The 19,858-nt window shown below is 56.4% G+C and carries 18 protein-coding genes; 3 read left to right on the forward strand and 15 right to left on the reverse strand.

Annotated features, from left to right (window positions below; translation table 11 throughout):
• Positions 1–47 precede the first annotated feature (47 nt).
• The 4 genes from BLQ12_RS17105 to BLQ12_RS17115 form a co-directional block, all read right to left on the reverse strand.
• The gene (locus BLQ12_RS17105; RefSeq protein ID WP_092212280.1) at positions 48–425 is read right to left on the reverse strand and encodes a pyridoxamine 5'-phosphate oxidase family protein; all 378 of its coding nucleotides are present in this window, start codon (positions 423–425) and stop codon (positions 48–50) included.
• A gap of 417 nt (positions 426–842) precedes the next feature.
• Positions 843–1,877: a DUF2860 family protein gene (locus tag BLQ12_RS17110; protein ID WP_175469889.1), complete on the reverse strand. Its 1,035-nt coding sequence runs from the start codon at positions 1,875–1,877 to the stop codon at positions 843–845.
• Between the two features lie 109 nt (positions 1,878–1,986).
• Complete coding sequence (locus tag BLQ12_RS27510; protein ID WP_175469890.1) at positions 1,987–2,766, reverse strand: hypothetical protein; 780 nt, start codon at positions 2,764–2,766, stop codon at positions 1,987–1,989.
• A 499-nt stretch (positions 2,767–3,265) separates the two neighbouring features.
• Entirely contained in the window at positions 3,266–3,805 is a 540-nt protein-coding gene (locus BLQ12_RS17115; RefSeq protein WP_092212284.1) for a hypothetical protein, read from the reverse strand.
• Positions 3,806–4,051: 246 nt separating this feature from the next.
• Between BLQ12_RS17115 and dbpA the strand changes: the two genes are divergently transcribed.
• Complete coding sequence (gene dbpA, locus BLQ12_RS17120; RefSeq protein WP_092212286.1) at positions 4,052–5,428, forward strand: ATP-dependent RNA helicase DbpA; 1,377 nt, start codon at positions 4,052–4,054, stop codon at positions 5,426–5,428.
• Positions 5,429–5,615: 187 nt separating this feature from the next.
• Here the strand turns inward: dbpA and BLQ12_RS17125 are convergent, their stop codons facing one another.
• The 5 genes from BLQ12_RS17125 to BLQ12_RS17145 form a co-directional block, all read right to left on the reverse strand.
• Positions 5,616–7,340, reverse strand: coding sequence for a sulfatase-like hydrolase/transferase (locus BLQ12_RS17125; protein ID WP_092212288.1), 1,725 nt, complete (start codon positions 7,338–7,340; stop codon positions 5,616–5,618).
• A gap of 316 nt (positions 7,341–7,656) precedes the next feature.
• Entirely contained in the window at positions 7,657–8,085 is a 429-nt protein-coding gene (locus BLQ12_RS17130) for a hypothetical protein (RefSeq protein WP_092212290.1), read from the reverse strand.
• Between the two features lie 428 nt (positions 8,086–8,513).
• Positions 8,514–8,990 carry a GNAT family N-acetyltransferase gene (locus tag BLQ12_RS17135; protein WP_092212292.1) on the reverse strand — a complete coding sequence of 159 codons (477 nt, stop codon included), beginning with the start codon at positions 8,988–8,990 and terminating at the stop codon, positions 8,514–8,516.
• Entirely contained in the window at positions 8,987–9,538 is a 552-nt protein-coding gene (locus tag BLQ12_RS17140) for a GNAT family N-acetyltransferase (RefSeq protein WP_092212294.1), read from the reverse strand. Before BLQ12_RS17140 ends, BLQ12_RS17135 begins: the two co-directional genes overlap by 4 nt.
• 148 nt (positions 9,539–9,686) lie before the next feature.
• Entirely contained in the window at positions 9,687–10,805 is a 1,119-nt protein-coding gene (locus BLQ12_RS17145) for a patatin-like phospholipase family protein (protein WP_217640339.1), read from the reverse strand.
• A gap of 409 nt (positions 10,806–11,214) precedes the next feature.
• On the opposite strand from BLQ12_RS17145, the gene BLQ12_RS17150 reads away from it, so the two are divergent.
• Complete coding sequence (locus BLQ12_RS17150) at positions 11,215–13,251, forward strand: alkyl/aryl-sulfatase (protein ID WP_217640340.1); 2,037 nt, start codon at positions 11,215–11,217, stop codon at positions 13,249–13,251.
• A gap of 408 nt (positions 13,252–13,659) precedes the next feature.
• Here the strand turns inward: BLQ12_RS17150 and BLQ12_RS17155 are convergent, their stop codons facing one another.
• From BLQ12_RS17155 to BLQ12_RS17175, 5 genes are all read right to left on the reverse strand, one after another.
• A complete protein-coding gene (locus BLQ12_RS17155) occupies positions 13,660–14,427 on the reverse strand; it encodes an ABC transporter ATP-binding protein (protein WP_092212296.1) in 768 nt (255 codons plus the stop codon).
• Complete coding sequence (locus BLQ12_RS17160; protein ID WP_092212298.1) at positions 14,424–15,263, reverse strand: ABC transporter permease; 840 nt, start codon at positions 15,261–15,263, stop codon at positions 14,424–14,426. The genes BLQ12_RS17155 and BLQ12_RS17160 overlap by 4 nt, the downstream gene beginning before the upstream one ends.
• A gap of 63 nt (positions 15,264–15,326) precedes the next feature.
• Positions 15,327–16,460, reverse strand: coding sequence for a CmpA/NrtA family ABC transporter substrate-binding protein (locus BLQ12_RS17165; protein WP_092212300.1), 1,134 nt, complete (start codon positions 16,458–16,460; stop codon positions 15,327–15,329).
• 409 nt (positions 16,461–16,869) lie between these two features.
• Positions 16,870–17,217 carry a peptide chain release factor family protein gene (locus BLQ12_RS17170; RefSeq protein ID WP_092212302.1) on the reverse strand — a complete coding sequence of 116 codons (348 nt, stop codon included), beginning with the start codon at positions 17,215–17,217 and terminating at the stop codon, positions 16,870–16,872.
• Between the two features lie 124 nt (positions 17,218–17,341).
• On the reverse strand, positions 17,342–17,851 hold the full coding sequence (locus BLQ12_RS17175; RefSeq protein ID WP_092212304.1) for an NHL repeat-containing protein: 510 nt from the start codon (positions 17,849–17,851) through the stop codon (positions 17,342–17,344).
• Positions 17,852–18,253: 402 nt separating this feature from the next.
• Here BLQ12_RS17175 and BLQ12_RS17180 point away from each other — a divergent pair, with 402 nt between their 5' ends.
• Positions 18,254–19,144, forward strand: a complete 891-nt coding sequence (locus BLQ12_RS17180) for a LysR family transcriptional regulator (protein WP_092212306.1) — start codon at positions 18,254–18,256, stop codon at positions 19,142–19,144.
• Here BLQ12_RS17180 and BLQ12_RS17185 read toward each other — a convergent pair.
• Complete coding sequence (locus tag BLQ12_RS17185) at positions 19,116–19,571, reverse strand: hypothetical protein (RefSeq protein ID WP_092212308.1); 456 nt, start codon at positions 19,569–19,571, stop codon at positions 19,116–19,118. The genes BLQ12_RS17180 and BLQ12_RS17185 overlap by 29 nt on opposite strands.
• Between the last annotated feature and the right edge of the window lie 287 nt (positions 19,572–19,858).

Raw genomic sequence — 19,858 nt, forward strand, 5'->3', positions numbered from 1 at the left:
TCGCCGGTTGGGGCTTTTTTTGTGGCTGGGTCGGTATGTCTTTCGTCTTACAGGAGCTTTTCGGCACCTGAATACACCGATTCCACCTTGAGCGCCGTTGCCGCATGGCCAGGGTGCTTTTCAGGGTTCCAGTTCTTCATGTCGTCAAAGACGGCACCGTCTGTGTGGTACTCGATGGCGCCCTTGACCTGATAGGCTGCCCCCTCTTTGGTGATGAAAAGAAGGGATCCTTTGCTTCCGGACTGGATGTTTTCAAGGGTCTTGGAGAAGTAGTTGTTGGCCACAACCAGGGTCTCTTCGTCATATTTTGAGACGCAGGTTGCGTAGATGGCGTTGGGGGTTCCGGCTTCGTCCACGGTGGTTAAAATGACGGGGCCCTGGTGCTCGTCCCAGGCTTTGCTGACTTTTTCAGGTAAAGCAGACATGGTGTATCCTTAAATAAAATGTATGGTTTTGGCAATTCATCACAACATCGACGGCCCTTTGGGGGCCTGGCACAAACAAAAAAGGCTTGTATGATGCACATCTCCGATGAATCCCGGAGCAGGCCCAGGGGGGTGACGGGGCACATGCGCCGGGTTGACAATTAATTCTACAGGAACAAAGCATAGTTTTTTGGTTAAAGCAATAGACGATGATGGGGGTGGTTTGTGGGGGCCGGCATGCCTGGGGTTTCATGGGTTGGGGCACCGGCATGACCGGCAGGCCCCGCAGGGTGCATTCCGTGCACCCTGCGGGTAAGGGAGCGGCACCGACCACATCTCATGCCGGTCGGTGCGTGTAGGTGAACAGGCGGGTGTTGTTCCTTTATCTTCAACATTCCGTGAGCCGTGTAGATCTGCCTAAAAACGGTAGAGGACCGATACCGTCCCCATGGTGATGGTGGTATCGTAAAAATCGATGTCTGAGTCGCTGTTGTAGTATGCGATGGTTCCGACCAGGCTCATCTTGGGAACCCCGAGGAATTTTTTCCAGAAGGCGGAAAAGGTTGCGCCGGCAACGTCGTCTTCCCGGGTTTTGTCGTAGATGGGGTTCTCTTCATCGAACTCGGACAGGCCGAGGTACAGGTTGGTGATGAGGTTGAATTTTTCGGTGTTGAAAAGATAGGAGAGGAGTAGGCCATACCGGTCGAAGGACATGGCGTCCCCATCAAGGTCGTACATGGTGTAATCCAGTGTGGGAACGATAACGTGGCGCTTTTCTCTCAGAACGAAGGGGTAGGAGAGTTTTCCGACATAGACGTCTCCGTTGCGGTCCAGGAGTTTGGCTTCATTGGCGGTGATGTCCCCGCTGCTGATGAGCTGGGTCTGTCCGCTTGTTTCGTCGTCCAGGTTCACATCGCGCCAGGTGAACTCCGCCTCGAATTTGGAGCCCAGGATCTTGTCGTAGCCCAGGCGAAGGCCGTCGGAGGTCCGGTCGGTCTTCTCCCGTTTCTGGTTGATTACATAGGGGTCCTCCCACACCTCGGTGGGAAAGGAAGTGAAAACATAGGCGATGCTGACAATACTCTTGCGCGGCAGTTCCTGCCGGATGCCGACAAGGGTGGACAGGTCGTACCGGACCAGGTCTTCGAGTCTGTTGCCCGCAAAGATCTGGGTTCGGGTTTCGGCGAAGGTGTACGATGCTTCAAAGTTCAGAACCGGGGTGGCACTGCTTTCCGAGTCGGGGCTGTCCGTAAGGGAGGTGATGGTATCGTCTCCGGTATCGCCCATGGAGTTACCGGCGATCATGTTGGTCTCGAACTCCATGGCGCCGATACCGACGTTGACGAACCCGGAGAAACCGGTTTCTTCCGGGATGGGCTGGATGGCGTAGGCCGGCATGGTGATGGCTGCCAGGAAAAATACCAGTGCGATCAGGAACCATGAACGTTTCATTTTTTCACCTTTTTTTCTTGGTTGTTGAGAGGGCCTGTATGAATCATGAGCACCTGAGAAAGAGGGGGGGCGTGTGGGCCCCTCTTCGGTATATGTGTAAGTGGACGCCTTACCAGTGGAAAAGCACGTTGGCTCCCCAGATGGTTTCGTCCACATCGTAGCGGTACCAGTCGGTGTCTTCCTCGCCGCCATTTTCATAGTCTGCTGCCGTGAATTCACCATATATTTCGGTGGACCAGTGCGGGTGAAAGCGCCAGGTGACGGCGGTGGAGGCAAACCAGGTCCCTTCGGAGCCCCCGAATCCCACATTGGTCTTGTTGCTCCAGAGCCATTTTTCAGCAAAGGGCACGTCAGCCGATCCACCCATGAGAAGATCCAGCCATGCTTCGTCCACCTCTGTTTGCTCGCTGGTGGTCCCTTGGGAGAGATGAACCGAGAGTTTCTGTCGATCGTAGCGCAGGCCCCCATGGAGACCCAGGGTCACCCATCGGGTTTTGTAAACGCTGCGCCCCACGGTCAGTTCCACGGAGGTCGTGTCAAAGTCCATTTTGGACCGGACGGTGATACCGTCTGCCAGGCGCTCCGGGGCGTTGTCTTCCAGTTCCAGAAGGTCCAGTGAAAAATCTATGGTCCATGTGCCGTCGGTGAGGCCAAGGTCGATGCCGAAGGAGGCGTTTGTCACATCATCGAAATCACTCGGGGAGAGGTCCACATCTACAAGGACAGGGCCGAACCCCTGGGTTCCAAGGCCCAGGTCTCCGCTCCTCTGGGTCCGGGAATAGCCTGTCCCGACGGAACCACCCCACCGGGCGGCAGCAGGGGGAACGGTGACCGGGATCAGGAACCCTATAAGGAGAAGTGTCAGAACGCATGCTCGATTTTTTGCCATATTCCCTTTCCCGTACCATGGGGGCTCTTTTCCGCCTGGTTCATTCCGGCTTTAAATACCCGGATGTGATACCGTCATGGTCAAACGGGCTGGGTCCGGCCCAAAGGCTCAGTCCGTAGCAACAGCCCCGGTATGATGTTGGTGTAGATGTTTCCTGCGTATTACAGGGTCACCATTGTGGTGGATGGTTACTCGTATGTCGCGAATTCGCGATTTGGCGGTGCCCTTCATCTCAATACGGTCCATGCCGAGCCTTGTGGCCCTGGATGGTGCCGGCGGATGTGTGAGTATAGGTTACGCTGATTTGGGTATGGAGGGGATACGGATAAAAAAAGGTCTGTATATGTTGAATTTTAACGATTATTTCATGTTTTACCTGCAAAGTCAATTGACCTGCCTTCAGGATGCTGATTTGGATACGGCTGTATGTCCCATGGCTTGCGAGACTTTTGCCGCCAACCTTGCGAGGCACCCGCGGACCATGGCGGCTGAGATGAGATCACAGGAAAACGGGGCCTGCGAGGTCCATGTTCAATCGGCGAAAGACCTCATCGCGTGTCCTTTCGATGGCAAGGGCTTCCCCGTAGGGGAGCACGGCCTTGTCTTCCTTTCTGAACCGGTGGGGCTCTACCTGCAGGGCATAGGAGTTGACCTGACGTTCCCAAAACCAGTCGGCGCAGCCAAACTGGATGTTGCCGGGGTCAAGGGTCGGAAGGACGGCCAGGGCTTCTATGAGCTGTTTTCCTCTGGCCGTGTTGTCAACGCACAGGGCAAGGTAGGCGATGCGGTACTCCACGGTTTTCACAGGGGGAATGGCCGGAAGGGGCACAAGGTTCTCCGGGTCCCTCCGACCGGAAAACAGGAAGTGGCCGTAGCAGCACTGGAGGGTAAAGCAGCAGGGCAATCGGTTAAAATCGGCGACGATCCCGCGCAGGGGCGCATCGATCATGGATTCGGTGAGGCCAGCCAGGGCACGCCGCCGCTGCTCGGGAAAATCCGGGTTGGCCACAAGTGGTCTGGGGGCTGTGAAGGTCTCCATGGGCATGGTTCCTTTTTGGTGGGGCAGTGTGTCTCCCCGGATGAATGGAAAAAAGGATATACGAAAAGCTGGGCTGCGAACAAGGCTCAACGAATATGTTGAACGCTCCGGGATTTTTGTCAATGGTACAATTTGATGGCTTTTTACAGGAATCTATGATCTACCTGCGAGGTTTTTAACAGGCGGCACCCCCCAGGCGATGATTCATAAGGAGGGAGCCGCTTTATCTACCAAAGGAAGGGTTTGATGAGTGCATTTACGGCGTTGCCGTTGACCAAGTCGATGATAAAAAATTTAGGGACCATGGGGTATGACGAGATGACCCCGGTCCAGGCCGCCAGTTTGCCCCATGTTCTGAAGGGCAAGGATCTCCTGGCCCAGGCCAGGACGGGGAGCGGCAAGACGGCGGCCTTCGGCATCGGGCTGCTCCATAACCTTGACGTGGCACGATTCAGGGTGCAGGCCCTGGTGATGTGCCCGACCCGGGAGCTGGCCGAGCAGGTGGCCGGAGAGTTGCGGCGCATTGCCCGTTTCAAGCACAACATCAAGATCGTGACCATCTGCGGAGGCGTCCCCTTCAGGCCCCAGCAGATCTCCCTGGAGCACCAGGCCCATATCGTGGTGGGAACCCCGGGGCGCATCGAGCAGCATCTGCAGCGTGGGACCCTCTCGTTGAACAACCTCACCACCCTTGTTCTGGATGAGGCGGACCGGATGCTTGATGTCGGGTTTGAAGAGAGCATTTTGGCCATCATGGCCCATGTGCCTTCCAAACGTCAGACCCTCCTTTTTTCAGCCACTTTCCCGGATCCCATCCTGGCACTGAGCCGTCGGTTTCAGACGAACGCACAGAATGTGGCGGTGGATGTGGCCCATGAAGAGAACGTCATCCGTCAGCACTTCTATGAAACCGACTGGGATGCAAAGCCCGAGGCCGTTGCCGGGATCCTGGCCGCCTTCAAGCCAGAGTCGACCCTTGTCTTCTGCAACACCAAGCTCCACTGCAAGGCCTTGGCCTCCTTTCTGCGCAAAAAAGGGTTCTCGGCCCTGGCTATCCATGGGGACATCGAACAGAAGGAGCGCACCGAGGTGCTGGTGCGGTTTTCCAACGGCAGTTGCCCGATCCTGGTGGCAACGGACGTGGCGGCAAGGGGTCTTGATATCAAAGGGCTCAGCGCGGTGATCAACCATGATCTGCCCTTTGAACCCGAGGTGTATGTCCATCGCATCGGCCGTACAGGCCGGGCCGGGGAGGAGGGGCTGGCCTTTTCGTTGCTGACCCCCAAGGAGAGGTTTCGACTGGAAGATATCAACGCCATGATGAAGACGGCCTTTGAGGCCACCGATGCGGCGGAGCTTCCCCCTGCCGTCGGGGACGCACCGGCCCCTGCCATGGTGACCCTTTCCATCAACGGCGGGCGCAAAAGCAAGCTTCGGCCCGGAGACATCCTAGGGGCCCTGACCAAGGACGCGGGCATCGACGGGCAGTGCGTGGGCAAGATCAACTGCTTTGATTTTTACTCGTATGTCGCCATCGAGCGCACCGTTGCCGACAAGGCCGAAAAAGCCCTCTCCGTGAAAAAGATCAAGGGGCGGCATTTTATTATTCACCGACATGGGTAGTCGGGGGGCTTCTTTAAGGAAGATGGGGTTTTAGCTGTTGTGTGCGCTGCAAATCCCTTTCTGTTGCGCTGTTAAAAAACAAAGCCTCCGGCTGGAAAGCCGGGGGCTTTGTTCGTTTAGGGAGGCTCCATGGGAATGCCCGGAGCGCCGTGGTTTGGGGATCCTGTTTGATCTGGGCGAGTGCCTGCTAATTACCGGCCCCCCAGTTCCGGTCAAGGTTATCCCACTCGGGCACCTGCATGATGGCTTCACGCGGGTCAAAGGGAAGCTTTTCGGCGTCAAAGCGGGGTTTGGACGCTTCGACAGACTCAGGCCGAGCATTTTCAATGTTTTTAAAGGGGAAGTCGCGATTTTGCCCTTTGTCCGGGTACGCCGATTTCATCATGAGGTGGCGGGTCTTCATGATACTGAACATGGGCTTGGTCGGGAACAATTGGAGCATCATGGGGTACACTTCCCGGGGGTCGTTGTAGAGGTCGTAGAACTCGGCTCCGCTGAGGCCTGGCACGGCGTTGCGCCAGTCTCGCTTGTAGCGTCCCTTCACCGTTGCGGCGAGCTCGTCCCCGGTGTAGATAAAAACGTAATCCCGCCTGCTGTGGGTGTCCCCTTTCAAGAAAAGTGCTGTCTGGTCCACCCCGTCGATGATGCGGTCCGTGGGGATGTATTTTGTGGCCCCTCCGAGACTTGCAAAGGTGGTGAACAGGTCGGTCTCGTGGATGATATCCCCCACAATTTGGCCCGGCTCGATGACGCCGGGCCATCGGGCATGGGCGGTCACGCGCACGCCCCCTTCAAGGAAGTCTCCTTTGCCGCCCCGATGGAGGGTCTCCACCATGCCGGGGGGGCCGTTGTGGATCATGGGGCCGTTGTCGGCCATGAGAATGACCAGGGTGTTCTCCTCGATCCCCAGGGTTTTCAGCTCCTCCATAAGTTCTCCGACGTATACGTCAAAGCGCGCGATGGCCTCCTGCAACATTCCGGCTGATGCGGTTATTTTCTCCGGAAATCCCGTAAACGGGGTCATCTGCGGCCAGTACGCAGCGTAGAAGGGCTTTTTGGCTTCGATGCTTTTTTTCATGAACGCACTGAGTCGCTTCTGGGATTCGCCGTCCATGGCAATGTAGTCTTCAAGGTTGGGGGGCGTGCCCCACTCTTTCACCGGGCCGTCTTTCACCCCTTCAAGGGCCCAGATATAGCCCTTGGGCCGCCACCCTTTATCGATGTCGTAAGGGTCTTCGGGAATAACCCCGTCATTGAGGCTGCCCGGCCGGATGGCACCCGCCCGTTCCAGGTCCGGGGTGTACATGCTGGGGACCTGGTTGTAAGGCGTCCAGAGCGCTTCATCAAAGCCCTGTTTGGTCATGTAGCTGGACTCGATATCCCCGAGGTGGGACTTGCCGTAGAAGGCCGTTGCGTATCCCGCCTGTCCCAGGACCTCTGCCATGGTCACCTCATCAGCTGCCAGCCCGCCGTATTCATATGGGAACCCCACGTTGTACATGCCGTTTCTCACCGCGTGCCGACCGGTCATTACTGCGGCACGGCTCGGTGTGCAGGAGGGCTCGGTATACATCCTGGCAAAATAGATCCCTTCTGCTGAGAATTTGTTCATGTTTGGCGTTTCCCAGCCGCGTGTTTTTTGAATTTGAGGCACACCGATTTCCCCTACGGCGGTGTCGTCCCACATGATGTGGATGATGTTGGGCGGGGTGCCGTGTTTTTCCTTTAACTCAGCCAGTTTCTTGTCCAGCTCTTCGTCTTCGGTGGCCCACTTCTCTCCATGCTGCGCTTCCAGAACGTAGTACTCTGCGTCATGAATGATCGCTTTGGACTTGGCCTTGGCCGGGCCGCAGCAGAACAACACGGAAAGGCTCAGGGCAACAACGATATTTAAGAATTTATGCCTGCTCATGGTCCATCCTCCTGTGTGTCGGTTGATCGGTCCTTCCTGAGTCCACGGGGGTATGCAAAAAGCATAACGCGGGCAACGTTATACTGGGGAAAAAGGGCGCCGGAGATTACACGGAATCGTTCGAGCAGGGAGCCTTCAGGGGGCAAGGCGAGCGCCTCGGTTCGCGGCTTATTTCTCAGGGGCGTGAAGGGACAACGGGGATATCAGTGCAAAGAAGGGACGGTGGCGTCAGCCCGGATATTTCATGCGAAACCGATGAATCCAAAACTAAAAAATGTAATCCACCGTTTTCTATGCGATTTTCTTGTCCTTCGGGCTATTGAGCAGGCATTCTCACGAAGGCAACGTCATAGGTCGTGTTTTGGATGGCATGGAAGTACTCTCCCTCCAGAGCGTCTTTTTCTTTGATGTATCTCAGAAGATATCGCGAGCCAGGGTAGTGTGTGTCCTGGAACTCGATAAACAGGTGCACCCTGTTTTCCTGAATGGTCCAATTGGCTTCGTGGACATGGATGCTGCGCGGGTTGAAATAGGAGGAGTGCATGGCGCCGTTGGGGCCGATATCCGTGATGGCAAGGCGATAGGGCGCGTCACGTCTTACCCACTTCCCGTTGAGGCGCTGGGCCATGGACAGGCCAGTCGGTTCCGCAGACGATGCGACTGTGGGACCGGACACCAGGCAAAGGGCAAGGACGGAAAGGAGCATTATCAATTCGATGGGGAACACGTTTTTTGATCGGTTCATCGCTGTTCATCTCTTTTTTTGCAGTGGTTTGTCAATGGCATCGGATGAATTGGAATCCGCATGGTGGCCAGGATGATGCATCTCAAGATCTCGGACAGCTGAAGCGACTGGGAAAATGGCGTGATCTGGTTGATCTGTGGTGTGATATGTTTGTAAATGTTTACAGCTATTTTGACGGAGGGTCAAGATATAAACTATTAATTTCAATAGATAGCTGCCGTTGAAAAACGGATGCGTCCGTGGTGATGTGGAGGGGCAGGAGGGGATAGAAACCGTGGGGCAGGTACCGGTACGGGCCCGGTTCGTCGGATGGTTGTCCCAGGCCTTCTGTACCCAGGCTCCCCATTCGATTCTGTGTGCTGGCGTGTGACCGGTTTGCGTCGTGCCTCTGTCCTGCACTGTGGGGATTCTGCCTGATCCGGTGGTGGCTATGCGCTGTTACCGGTTGCCGGACGCTCCATGATGACCGTGGGGAGGCCGGCGGGGTTGTCGCCGCCATGTTTCAGGTCGACAAACCCGAAGCGTGCGTAGAGCGATCGGGCGGCCTGGCCTTCAGGTACCGACCCGTCAAAGGTTTGGACAACAATGGCCTCCTGTGGGGTGAGGTGGGCCAGTGCCTCGCCAAGGAGGGCCGTGCCAATGCCTTTTCCCCGACTGGCTGCGGACACGGCAAGCCATGCGATCTCATTGGTGTCCGGTGAGATGACAATGCCCCCTGCAAGGGGCTTGTGGGGGGCATCCGGCTCCTGCCGGAGGCAAAAAGCGTGTTCGTCTTGTATGGCCTGCTTCAAGGCGGCCCGGAAGGACGCGTCGCCGGCCATGGGTCCGAACAGCGGTTCAACCTCCCGTGCCAGGGCGATCCATGCCTCAAGATCCGATGGGATGGATGTGTGTACGTTGGTCATGCGTGTATCTCGCACGCCATTTCATAATAGTGATTGGCGTTGAATTCGAATTTGTTGATGACGTCAAGGCCGAGTTTGCGCGTATGGGCTGCGTGGGACCTGGGGTTGTTTTTATTCACAAAGGTGATCAGGACCGGGTAGCGTTTTCCCATGGTGCTTTTCACGAGCTGAAAGATATTTTCAAGAACGCCGTGGCCCCTGAGGCATTTGTCAATGCAGATGGGGCCGTACTGAAACGAGTTGTCCACACTCAAGGCCCGGCCGTTGTAGCTCAACTCGGGGAGCCCCTCAATCATGCGGGCGAACATGGGCCACACCGACCAGAACGTCCAGGAGGCTGCCATGGCGTAGCCGACCACCTCGCCGTTCTCTTTTGCAACAAAGAGACCGTTTTCCCGTGCGATCAAGGCGTCTAACTGGGCTTCGGTAAACGGTGTGGTGACAAATCCGTCCTTTTTGTCTGCTTCGTTGATGGAGTCGATCTGGTACCTGTAATGAAGGCGGAGCGTGCTTTCGATATCCGAGGGGTCTGCAATCTTAACTTCCACTGTCGTTCCTTGTCGTCGTTACGTGTGGCCTGCCGGGCAGGTGTGCCGATTTTTTGATCCTTTCTTCCATACCTTAAAATGAACCCTTGAATAAACCTGTTTTTTTATAAAGGACATCAGGGTGTATGATTAAATGAGGGAGATCGTTTTACCCGGCGTGCTCACTGCCGATGTCGAAGAACTCTTTTTTCAGATCCACCGTGGACTGCGTCCCGATGGCGTCGTAGTTCTCCGTGAGCCAGGCCTCTGCCGTGGACCGGCCCCTGTTGAAAAGGTCCGTGAGGAATCCCCAGTCGCTGTTGAATTTGCTGGAGACCTTGAGGTCGCACAGGATCCTGTCCGCCCGGATGGAGTGCATCAGCATGTGCTTCAGTCGGCCCTTGTATTCATCCTTGAGCCAGCCCTCTTCAATGAGTTTGGTGATAAAGGCGATGGAGCGCAGCTCCTTTAGAAGGGAGGCGTTGAAGGTGATTTCATTTAAGCGGTCCGTGATATCGCTGGCATCTGTCGGGAGCTCTTCCCGATCCATGGGGTTGATGTGGATGATCACCACATCCCGCGTGTCTGTATGGTAAAAGAGGGGGAAAATAGCCGGATTGCCCATGTAACCGCCGTCCCAGTAGTGGTCTCCGTTGATCTTGACAGCCTGGAACATCTGGGGAAGGCATGCCGATGCCATGACGACATCCAGGGTGATTTCATCGGTTGTGAAGATTCGGACCTTGCCGGTTCGCACCTTTGTGGTGCTGATGAACAATTTGGTCTCCTGACACCGGTTCAACACCTTAAAATCCACAGCCTTTTCGAGGATATCCCGTAAGGGGTTCATGTTCATGGGGTTGAACTGGTAGGGGGAAAAGGCCCGGGTCATGAGTTCAAACATGTTGAAGGAAAAGGAGGTGTCCATGTTCCAGGTGCCGGTCCAGGCCTCCCAGGGGGCCTGTTGAAGGGGACTCATGAGCCGGGCCGTGTCGCTGATGGTCTTCCAGAAGTCGTAAAGCGCCTGCCTCGCGCCGTCGGCGCCGCCGATCATGTTGCCGTAGGCATACACCACGGCGTTCATCGCCCCGGCGCTTGTTCCGCACAGGCCTTCAATGCTCAGTCGCCCATCCTCAATGAGCCGGTCCATCACCCCCCAGGTGAAGGCTCCGTGGGCACCGCCTCCCTGCAGGGCTAAATTGATGGTTTTTTCATGGTTTGAGTTCATGGCCGGGACGGGGCAACCGCAGTCGTCGTTTCCTGGGGGTTGTTTTCCTGAGCTGCTCATTGGGGCTCCTTCGTTCAGGGTGTTTGTGGGCAAGGGGTTGATGTGGCACTCGGTGAGTCTGTGTCCATGGGATTCCGGGGCGGTGAACCAGGCGAAGGAGAGGGCGTTTTGTGTTGAAAAACGGATATGTGTAATGTATTCTTAATTTAATTTAGCATGTTACCCCGGTGCCCCTCAACGCTGATACGAAAAAAATCCCCTTCCTTCCGTGCATGAGCCCCGGTGACGTCCTGCCATCCGGCCCCATAAAAAGGAGAACCCAATGAAAAGGAATCGTTTTGTTTTTATCTGGCGTGCTGCTCTGGTGTGCTTGGTGATTACCGGCCTGTCTTTTGCTGCGGGCTGTTCGTCGGGAAAGTCCGACGCCCCTGACATGGATGCGGCAAGTGAAGAAACTGCTGATATGTCGATGGCAGAAGCCACAGAAGCCGCGGCAGCCGGTCAAACGGCCATGGGGGAGGGGGGACATTTCGACCCCAAGGGCAAGCAGCCGTCCACATTTACGGCTGAGCACCAGAAAAAGCAGCGCGAAATGCTCCCCTTTGACGACACCCGGGACTTCGAAGAGTCGAAAAAAGGGTTTATCGCAGCCCCTGACTACATGCAGATCAAGGCCGAGGCCGGTCATATTGCCTGGGACATGGGCAGTTACCAGTGGCTCCTTGACGGGGAAGATTTCGACAGCATCCACCCGTCCCTTCAGCGTCAGGCCATCATCAACATGAACTACGGGCTCTATGAAATCCTCAAGGATAAAATTTACCAGGTCCGCGGCTTTGACCTGGCCAACATCAGCTTCATCAAAGGGGACACCGGGTGGATCGTGTTTGACCCCTTGACGGCAAAGGAGACCGCCGCAGCCGCGTTGAAACTGGTCACCGAGCAGCTGGGTGAGTACCCGGTGGTTGCCGTGATCTACTCCCATTCCCATGCCGACCATTTCGGCGGGGTGCGGGGGGTGGTGGATGAGGCGGACGTTCAAAGCGGCAAGGTCAAGGTAATCGCCCCCATCGGTTTTATGGAGCACGCGGTTGCAGAGAACGTGTATGCGGGCAATGCCATGAACCGGCGCCTTTTTTTCCAGTACGGCGTGCTGCTGCCGCGTAGTCCCTTCGGCCATGTGGACCAGGCCATCGGCAAGAACACGGCGGCAGGTACCCTGGGGCTCATTCCTCCCAATGTGATCATCAAGGAGGATATTGAAGAGCTGACCGTGGACGGGGTGAAGATGGTGTTCCAGAACACCCCCGGCACCGAGGCACCCGCCGAGATGAACACCTATTTCCCCGAGATGAAGGCTTTCTGGGCTGCCGAAAACATCACCGGCACCATCCACAACATCTACACCCTGCGAGGGGCCCTGGTCCGGGACGCCCTGGAGTGGTCCAAGCAGATCAACAAGGCCCTTTACATGTTCGGCCAGGAAGCCGAAGTAATGTTCTCCGCCCACTCCTGGCCGCGCTGGGGCAACGAGCGCATCCAGGAAGTGATGCGGACCCAGCGGGATACTTATGCCAACCTGAACAACGGCGTCCTTCACCTGGCCAACCAGGGGGTCACCATCAACCAGATCCATAACGTGTACAAAGTCCCCGAGAGCCTGGAGATGCAGTGGGCGGCGCGCAGTTACCACGGGTCGGTGGAGCATAACAGCCGTGCGGTGGTGAACCGGTACCTCGGCTACTGGGACGCCAACCCCACCACCCTGATCCCCCTGTCCCCCGAGGATTCTGCGCCCCTGTACGTGGAGATGATGGGCGGTGCAGAGGCCATCATGGTCAAAGGCAAGGCCCTTTTTGACGAAGGAAAATACAGGCACGCCCAGGAGATCTTGAACAAGCTGGTCTACGCCGAGCCCCAGAACCAGAAAGCCAAAGACCTGTTGGCGGATGTGTTTGAGCAGATCGGGTACCAAAAGGAGAGCCCCAGCGTGCGAAACAGTTTCCTGGCTGCAGCCTATGAGCTGAGAAACGGCATCCCCGAAGGGGCGACTCCCTCCACATCCGGTCCCGATGTGGTGGAGGCCATGTCCACCGAGCTCTGGCTCGATTTTCTCGCCATCCGGCTGGACAGCTCCAAAGCGGCTGGCAAAGCTTTTACGATCAACCTGATCACTCCGGACAACGACGAGAAATTTGCCGTGGAGTTAAGCAATGCCACCCTTACCAACATTAAGGGGTATGAGGCCGAAGACCCCGACCTGACCATTACGATCAACCGGGAAGACCTGGTACAGGTCATGATGGGCGCCGTCTCTTTCGAAGACCAGATCACAAACGGCAAGGCCAAGCTGGTGGGGGACAAGAAGCCTTTTGATGAGCTCAAGACCATGCTGGTGCAGTTTGACCTGGGGTTTGAGTTGATGCCCGGAACCGGCACAAAGGACCTGACCAAGGAGAAACAACCCTTTGAGCAGCCCGAGCCTGCAAGTACCTCTGGAGGATAAGCATTTTCCTTCGGGACGCTGAGAGACAAACAAAAAAGCCGCACCCTTTGAGAGAAAGGGGGCGGCTTTTTTTTGTGATGATTCCGGCGATACCAGTGACGGTTCTCAATTTGCTTTTAAGGTGAGTGGCCCATGCACTTAAGATTTCAATAGAGTGACGTCGGAATAACTTGGTGCCCGGAGAACGAAGGCCTGTTAGGACCCGGATGCCTTCGCAAGCCCGACGATTCCGGTTCTCCGTACACCATGGTCGGTGACCCCAAGGCCGACATGCTGCTGTCGACGCTGGCTAAGCGTTTCGCCTCGGTTCTGGTGCATGGAATGCACTCTACTACACCCAGGTGTCCCAACCAGCTTTCAATGTGGCACACCTTGCCGCCGGAGGCATTTTTGTTAATTCTTAACTTCTTATCGCTCGGGCTCCAGCTCTTTGAGGATATGATCCGTCAGCTCTCCGAAGCGGGGCATGGAGCGGCGCCTTGGGCGCTCCAGGTCCACGTCCAGGGTGTTTCGAATCCTTCCGGGGCTTCCGGTCATGATCACGATGCGGTCGGCCAGGAAGACCGCTTCGTCCACACTGTGGGTTACCAGGACAATGGTTTTGCGGGTCATCTCCCAGACATTGAGCAGCTCCTGCTGCAGGAGGATGCGGGTGTGGGCGTCCAGGGCGCCGAAGGGCTCGTCCATGAACAACAGGTCCGGGTTGGTAGCCAGGGCCCGGGCAATGGCCACCCGCTGTTTCATGCCCCCGGACAGCTCGTGGGGGTAGGCGCGGGCAAAGTCCTTCATGCCTACCATGCCAAGAAATGCCATGGCTTCATGGTGACGGGTGGCCTTGTCGATACCGGCAAATTTCAAACCCGCCGCGACGTTGTCACGGGCCGTGAGCCAGGGAAACAGGGAGTACTCCTGGAATACGAGGCCGATGTGCTCGCAGGGCTTGGTGACAGGGACACCCCGGTAGTGAACCGTTCCCTCCGAGGGCTTTTCAAGGCCCGATGCGATGCGCAGGATGGTGGACTTGCCGCACCCCGAAGGCCCCACAATGCAGGTAAATGAGTGCTCCTCCATGGCCAGGTTGATGTCGGTGACCGCTGTGACGGTTTCTCCGCGCCTCGTGGTAAAGGTTTTGGACAGGCTCTCTATGGTGACGATGTTCTGTTGCGTGTGGGTCATGGGTTGGACTGCCTTTGCCAGCTGAATTTTTTCTTTTCAATGCGGTGAAAGATCATATCCATCAACGCCCCGACAACACCGATGGAGACCATGCCGGCGATGACGATGTCTGTGGCGGCCAGGGTAAAGGCGTGGGTAATCATGTACCCGATGCCGGAAAGGGAGCCCGGAAGCATCTCTGCGGACACAAGGCACATCCACGCGATGCCCAGGCCGATGCGCATGCCGGTGATGATGGCCGGCATGGCGGCGGGAACGAGGACCCGGGTGAATACCTGGGCCTCGCTTGCTCCAAGGACCCGGGCCGAGTCGATGAGGGTGGGGCTGACATGCCTTACCCCGTGGATGGTGGCGGTGAGGATGGGGAAGAACGCCCCGATGGCGATGATGAACAGCATGGCAAATGTGATGTTGTTCAGCGTAACAAAGAGCTGGCCCATCTCAACCCCTGTGAGGGTAGCCAGGCTGGAGACGCCGAACCACGCCATAACCAGCGGAACCCAGGCCAGGGGGGGAATGGGCCGGAAGAGGTTTAAAAAACCGTTGAAAAATCGAAACACGGTTGCGTAGTACCCCATGACGATACCTAAGGGGATGGCGATGACGGCAGCAACCGTGTACCCGATGGCCACCCGGGTCAGGCTCACCAGGACGTTGCCTGTCAGGGAGCCCATGCTGATCAGGTCATGGGTGGGGTGTGCCAGAAGCTTTGCCACCTGATCCATGCCGGGCAGGATGACCTGGTTGGCGACCCGCTGGGAAAACACGACCCAGGCAAGGGCAAACAGGGCCGGGGCAAGAAAGGGCAGGGAGAGGGAAAATGCATTTTTTTTCATGCTGAATCCAGGCGTAGGATCCGGCGTCATTTCAGGTGGTGCCGGATCCGTTGGTATGGGGAGTTAATGGACCAGGTTTTTTTCTATAAAAGAAAAATCATAAAGAATGGGAGCGGCGGTTTTGAGGTCCGTACCCTTAAGGACGCCGCTGAATTTGTTCATGCTGTTGAGCATGGAAAGGAAAATGGCTTCACCTTTGAGCCAGTTTTTTGTCGGGTCTGTGGTGTAGATGATGGACGATTTTTCAACGGCCGGGGCAGGCACACCGATCCAGGTTGCGGAAATTTCGGCAGTCTCTGCTTTTTTTGCGTTGCTCCAGTTTGAGGCGGCCGTCATGAGGCCTGTTATGGACTGGACCACGTCAGGGCGTGTGGCGATGAGCTCTTCACTGGCACCCATCACGCAGCATGGAAAGTCCGTCCACTGGCCCCGGGGTGGGAGATCCCTTGAATTGAGGGCCACATAACCGACCTCCCTGAACGCTGCCACGGCAGGGTGGGGGGCGGGGCCCACCCAGCAGTCCACCTGCCCGCTGACCAGGGCGGGGATGAGGTTGGCGGTGGACTTGAGGTCCACCATGAGGATGTCGGCGTTGATATCATTGGGGTTGCCCGTGGTGGTGAACCCTGCCTTGCGAAAGGCCCCTTCAAAGACAATCCGGGGAGCGCTGGTGGGGGAGTGGTAGCCGATTTTAAAGGGGAGCCTGGACGCTTTGATGGCGGCGGCCACCTCGTCGTATCCGTGGATGTTGCGACCCTTGGGAAACACCATGCTCAGGCCATCCACGTGCAGGGGGCAGAGGATTTTGACCTTTGTTCCCTTGTCGATGCCGCTCATAAAGGCTGTGCTCGAGGCCAGCCCTAAATCAAGGCGGTTCATGGCGAACAGGGTGGCGGTCTCGGACCCGTTTTTGGACACAATGAGGTTGATCACCGCAAGGGGGGTGCCGTCCGCGGCCATGAGCTTGTACTTCTGCTTGGGTACCATGGGGGCCAGGTAGGCACCGGAGGCTTTGAAAGCTTCCCCTTTGATGGCGGCCACCATGAGGGGCGTGTGGTGGGTGGTGAAGATGTACCCCATGTAAAGGCTCGGCAGTTTTTTTTGGGCCGCATGGACCGCTGATCCTATGCAAAGGGCCATCAGCAGCGTCGCAGCAGCTGTTTTCATCATTTTTCGTGTAAGGTGACGGCTGTTCATCTGTATGCCTCCGGTCATGGGTAAGGGTGCTTCCATTCGTGTATGGACGTAGATAGAGCTGCGTGTTGGTTTTTTTTCAGGCGGTTTTGTCCTTACATAGCGATTCGAGACCAACACCCCTTCCGCACAACGGCGAAGGGACAGGGTTCTGAAAGCGGTTCTGCAAGGGTGATTGCCTGTGGAATGGGAGGAAAATAGAAAACTCGGGAGGGGATGTCAAAACGCTTATATTGATGTTCTGTTGATGATAAATAGAAAATTTCAATGATAAGAGGGCGAATGAAAGCCGCTCAACGGCCACTTCATGGGGCAGGGATTCGCTTTTGCAGCGTGAAGAACGTGGCCTGGGTGGATGCTATCCGTTCGGTATTGGCCGTACAGAATACGGTGTGCGCATGGTGGTTTGGCGTCACGACGTGTACTTGGATCGGCTTCGACGCTTTCGCCTCTGCTTTTGACGCCTTAATTTTTCCGTTGCCGCATCGGTCCGGGACGTGCCGTGGAGGGTCTCGTCTATTTTTTCCACAAGGAGCCTGAGCCCTAAGAATCGGTTGAGATTCTGGGACCGCTTCGCACCGTATTTGACGATGATCCCGGTGGGCCGGTGTCTCAGGTGAACGCAGGAGGCCACCTTGTTGAGGCGTTGCCCGCCCCTGCCCGATGAGCGGATGAATGTCTCGTCGATGTCACCGGGCTTGATCCCCAGGGCATCCATCTTGTCCTTTAACTCCTTGACCTTTTTATCGCCTGGTCCCATTTTCCTGCGTCCTGTGCGCTTATGACGTTGTGGTATCGGGGTGCACCTGCCGTACCGTTTACATTGCAGGGCACCCCTGCTTCAGTTCTTAGCACAGGCCGCGGGAGGTCCTCAAGGGACCTCGCTACAGAGCGTCTGCGAGGATGGCGCTGACTCCCTTGATTTTTGCGATGGCTCCATCTCCGGGGCAGGCCACGATGAGATCCCCGTCACGATCAATGACAATGGCCGACGGCCTGCACAATCCTTCGGCCACCAGGGTTTTTATTCCGTTGGGGCGGATGCACTGGATGGTGCCGTGGGAGCCTTCGGACACATAGAGCCGCCCTTTTGAATCGACGGCCATGCCGGTGGGCGTCCGCAGGCCCATGGCAAAAAGGACCTGCGAACCATCAGGGTACATCAGGACCACCTGGCCGTTCACCGGATCAGCGATGTAAAGGTTCCCGCGTCGATCCATGGTGACGGCAGACGGCGGGGCCTGGGTTGCCTTGGTAAAAGAGACCCTGGCAGCCGGTGGCCGTGGGGCCGGAGACGATTCATCGGCACGGCATGACAGGGTGATGGAAGAACAGGCAACAGCAAGGCCCAGGAGAAAACAGCAGCGTGTGGCAAAGCGTGAATAACTGATCATTGTCTTCCTCATTTCATGGTCTTGGCCCGGATGTTTCACGAGTTGGGTGTGCTTATCTGTAAGGAATCAGGGCTGCAGATGTAGCGATTTACATCAAGGACCTGATAACGCAACGCTATAAGCGCGTTTGACTCACCCGGAGGGTGAGGAAATAGAGCAGAAAACCGAGAATTGCATTTTGGGGCGTTTGATTTATTCGGTCATACCGAATGCACCAATGCCTCATTGCTTTTATCTGATCGTTTTCTCATGAAATAACCGGGCTGGGTTGCTTCCTTACATACAATGTGCTGTATTGATATGTCTAATATATGTTTGTGTTGTGATTCATATGATTTTCGAATCGATCTCCCCTTGAGATAACCTCTCTGGGTTTTAAAGGGAGCGAAGGAGCAATCGTGTATGGAACTGAGGCAACTGAAATACTTTCTGGCCGTGGCCGAGGAACTGCATTTCGGCAACGCGGCCCGTCGCATGAATATTTCGCAACCCCCCTTGTCCCAGCAAGTCAAGCAGCTGGAAGAGGAACTTGGGGCAAGGCTGTTTGAACGGACGAGTCGGTCGGTGGCCCTGACCCCGGAGGGTGTTTTTTTTAAGGAAGAAGCGAAAGCCATCCTGGAAAGGCTTGAGCGGGCGGGCGATACCGTGCGGGCCATGGCCCGTGGTGAGGAGGGTTCGCTGTCCATCGGTTTTGTGGTGATCATCAACCAGAGCCTGTTGCCGGAGGTGATCCTGGACTATAAGCAACGGTTTCCAAAGGTTCATCTGGAGCTCAAGGAGATGACCACCAACTATCAATTGAAATCCGTAAGGAACGGGACCTTGGATATCGGGTTTATCCGGTATCACAATCAGGACTTAAGCGGGCTCTGCAAGAAGACATACATCAAGGAAAATTACGTGCTGGCCCTCTCGGACCGGCATCCCCTGGCCGGGCGAACCGAGATCAGCCTGGGAGAACTCACCGACGAGCCCCTGGTTATGTTCAAGCGTGATAACCTGCCTGCGCTCTATGACGAAATTGTCCGAGCGTTTACCCGGGCGGGGATGAGGCCCCGTATGGTGCAGGAGACCAACCGGCGCCTTACGGCCATTGCTCTGGTGGCCGCGGGCATGGGGGTGAGTCCGGTGCCGGAGTCCACCCGGCGCCTGGGTCGCGAAGGGGTGACCTACCTGCCCATCGTAGAGCCCTTACCGGAAATTGAGGTGGCGGCGGTCTGGGCGGACAAAGGCGGCGTCAGTGTTCTGGATTCTTTTGTGGCTGTTATGGAGTCGCATCGCCGCCGGGGCTGAGGCTGGCCCAGCCGCCGACGGTTCCCGCCACAAAAAGGCTCCCCACTGCAAGGGCGCAGGCCGACATGACCACGAATCTCGGCGCGATGGGGATTGCGGCCACCACAACACCCGCAATGACGAGAACCTCGGGGATGAGGACAAGGCCCCGGAGAAGGTAGATCCCGCCGATGACGGCCAGCACCTGTCGTAACCAGGGCAGTGGCCTGATGGCTCCGGCTCCGGACAGGGCGTACAGCCCGAAAAGAATAAGGAGCCCGCTCACGAAAAAGCTCGTTCCCATGAGGGCCAGCCTGCTGCCCACGAGTGACTCCGGGGCTCCGAAATAGAGGCTGAGGGAGGGGGAGAAGGCTATTCCCGCTTGAAAAAGCGCCAGTGCAAACTGGAGGATGCCCGATGCGAACAGTATCTTTTTTGTCGTTGTCATGGGTGCTGCTCCCTGTGATGTTGTCGTTTGTCTCTCCTTGGAATCGCAGGAGAGTTATTTTTTTTTATGCCTGTAAAGCTAACATGTTAAAAAAGTGTGGAGCAAGGGTATGTTCTGAATATTTGACTTGTGCATTGCCTGATCTGTAGAAACCTGTGCTCAGCCGGATTTATTGTTTGGCGGGATGTTCCCTTCTGAGTGATGATAATTTTCGACCCCTGATGGGCACGGTGAGTATTTCTGGTGTACAACCTGAATGACGTATTTGATTTCTGTCTGTGATTAAT

Source organism: Desulfoluna spongiiphila (genome assembly GCF_900101345.1).
GTDB lineage: Bacteria > Desulfobacterota > Desulfobacteria > Desulfobacterales > Desulfolunaceae > Desulfoluna > Desulfoluna spongiiphila.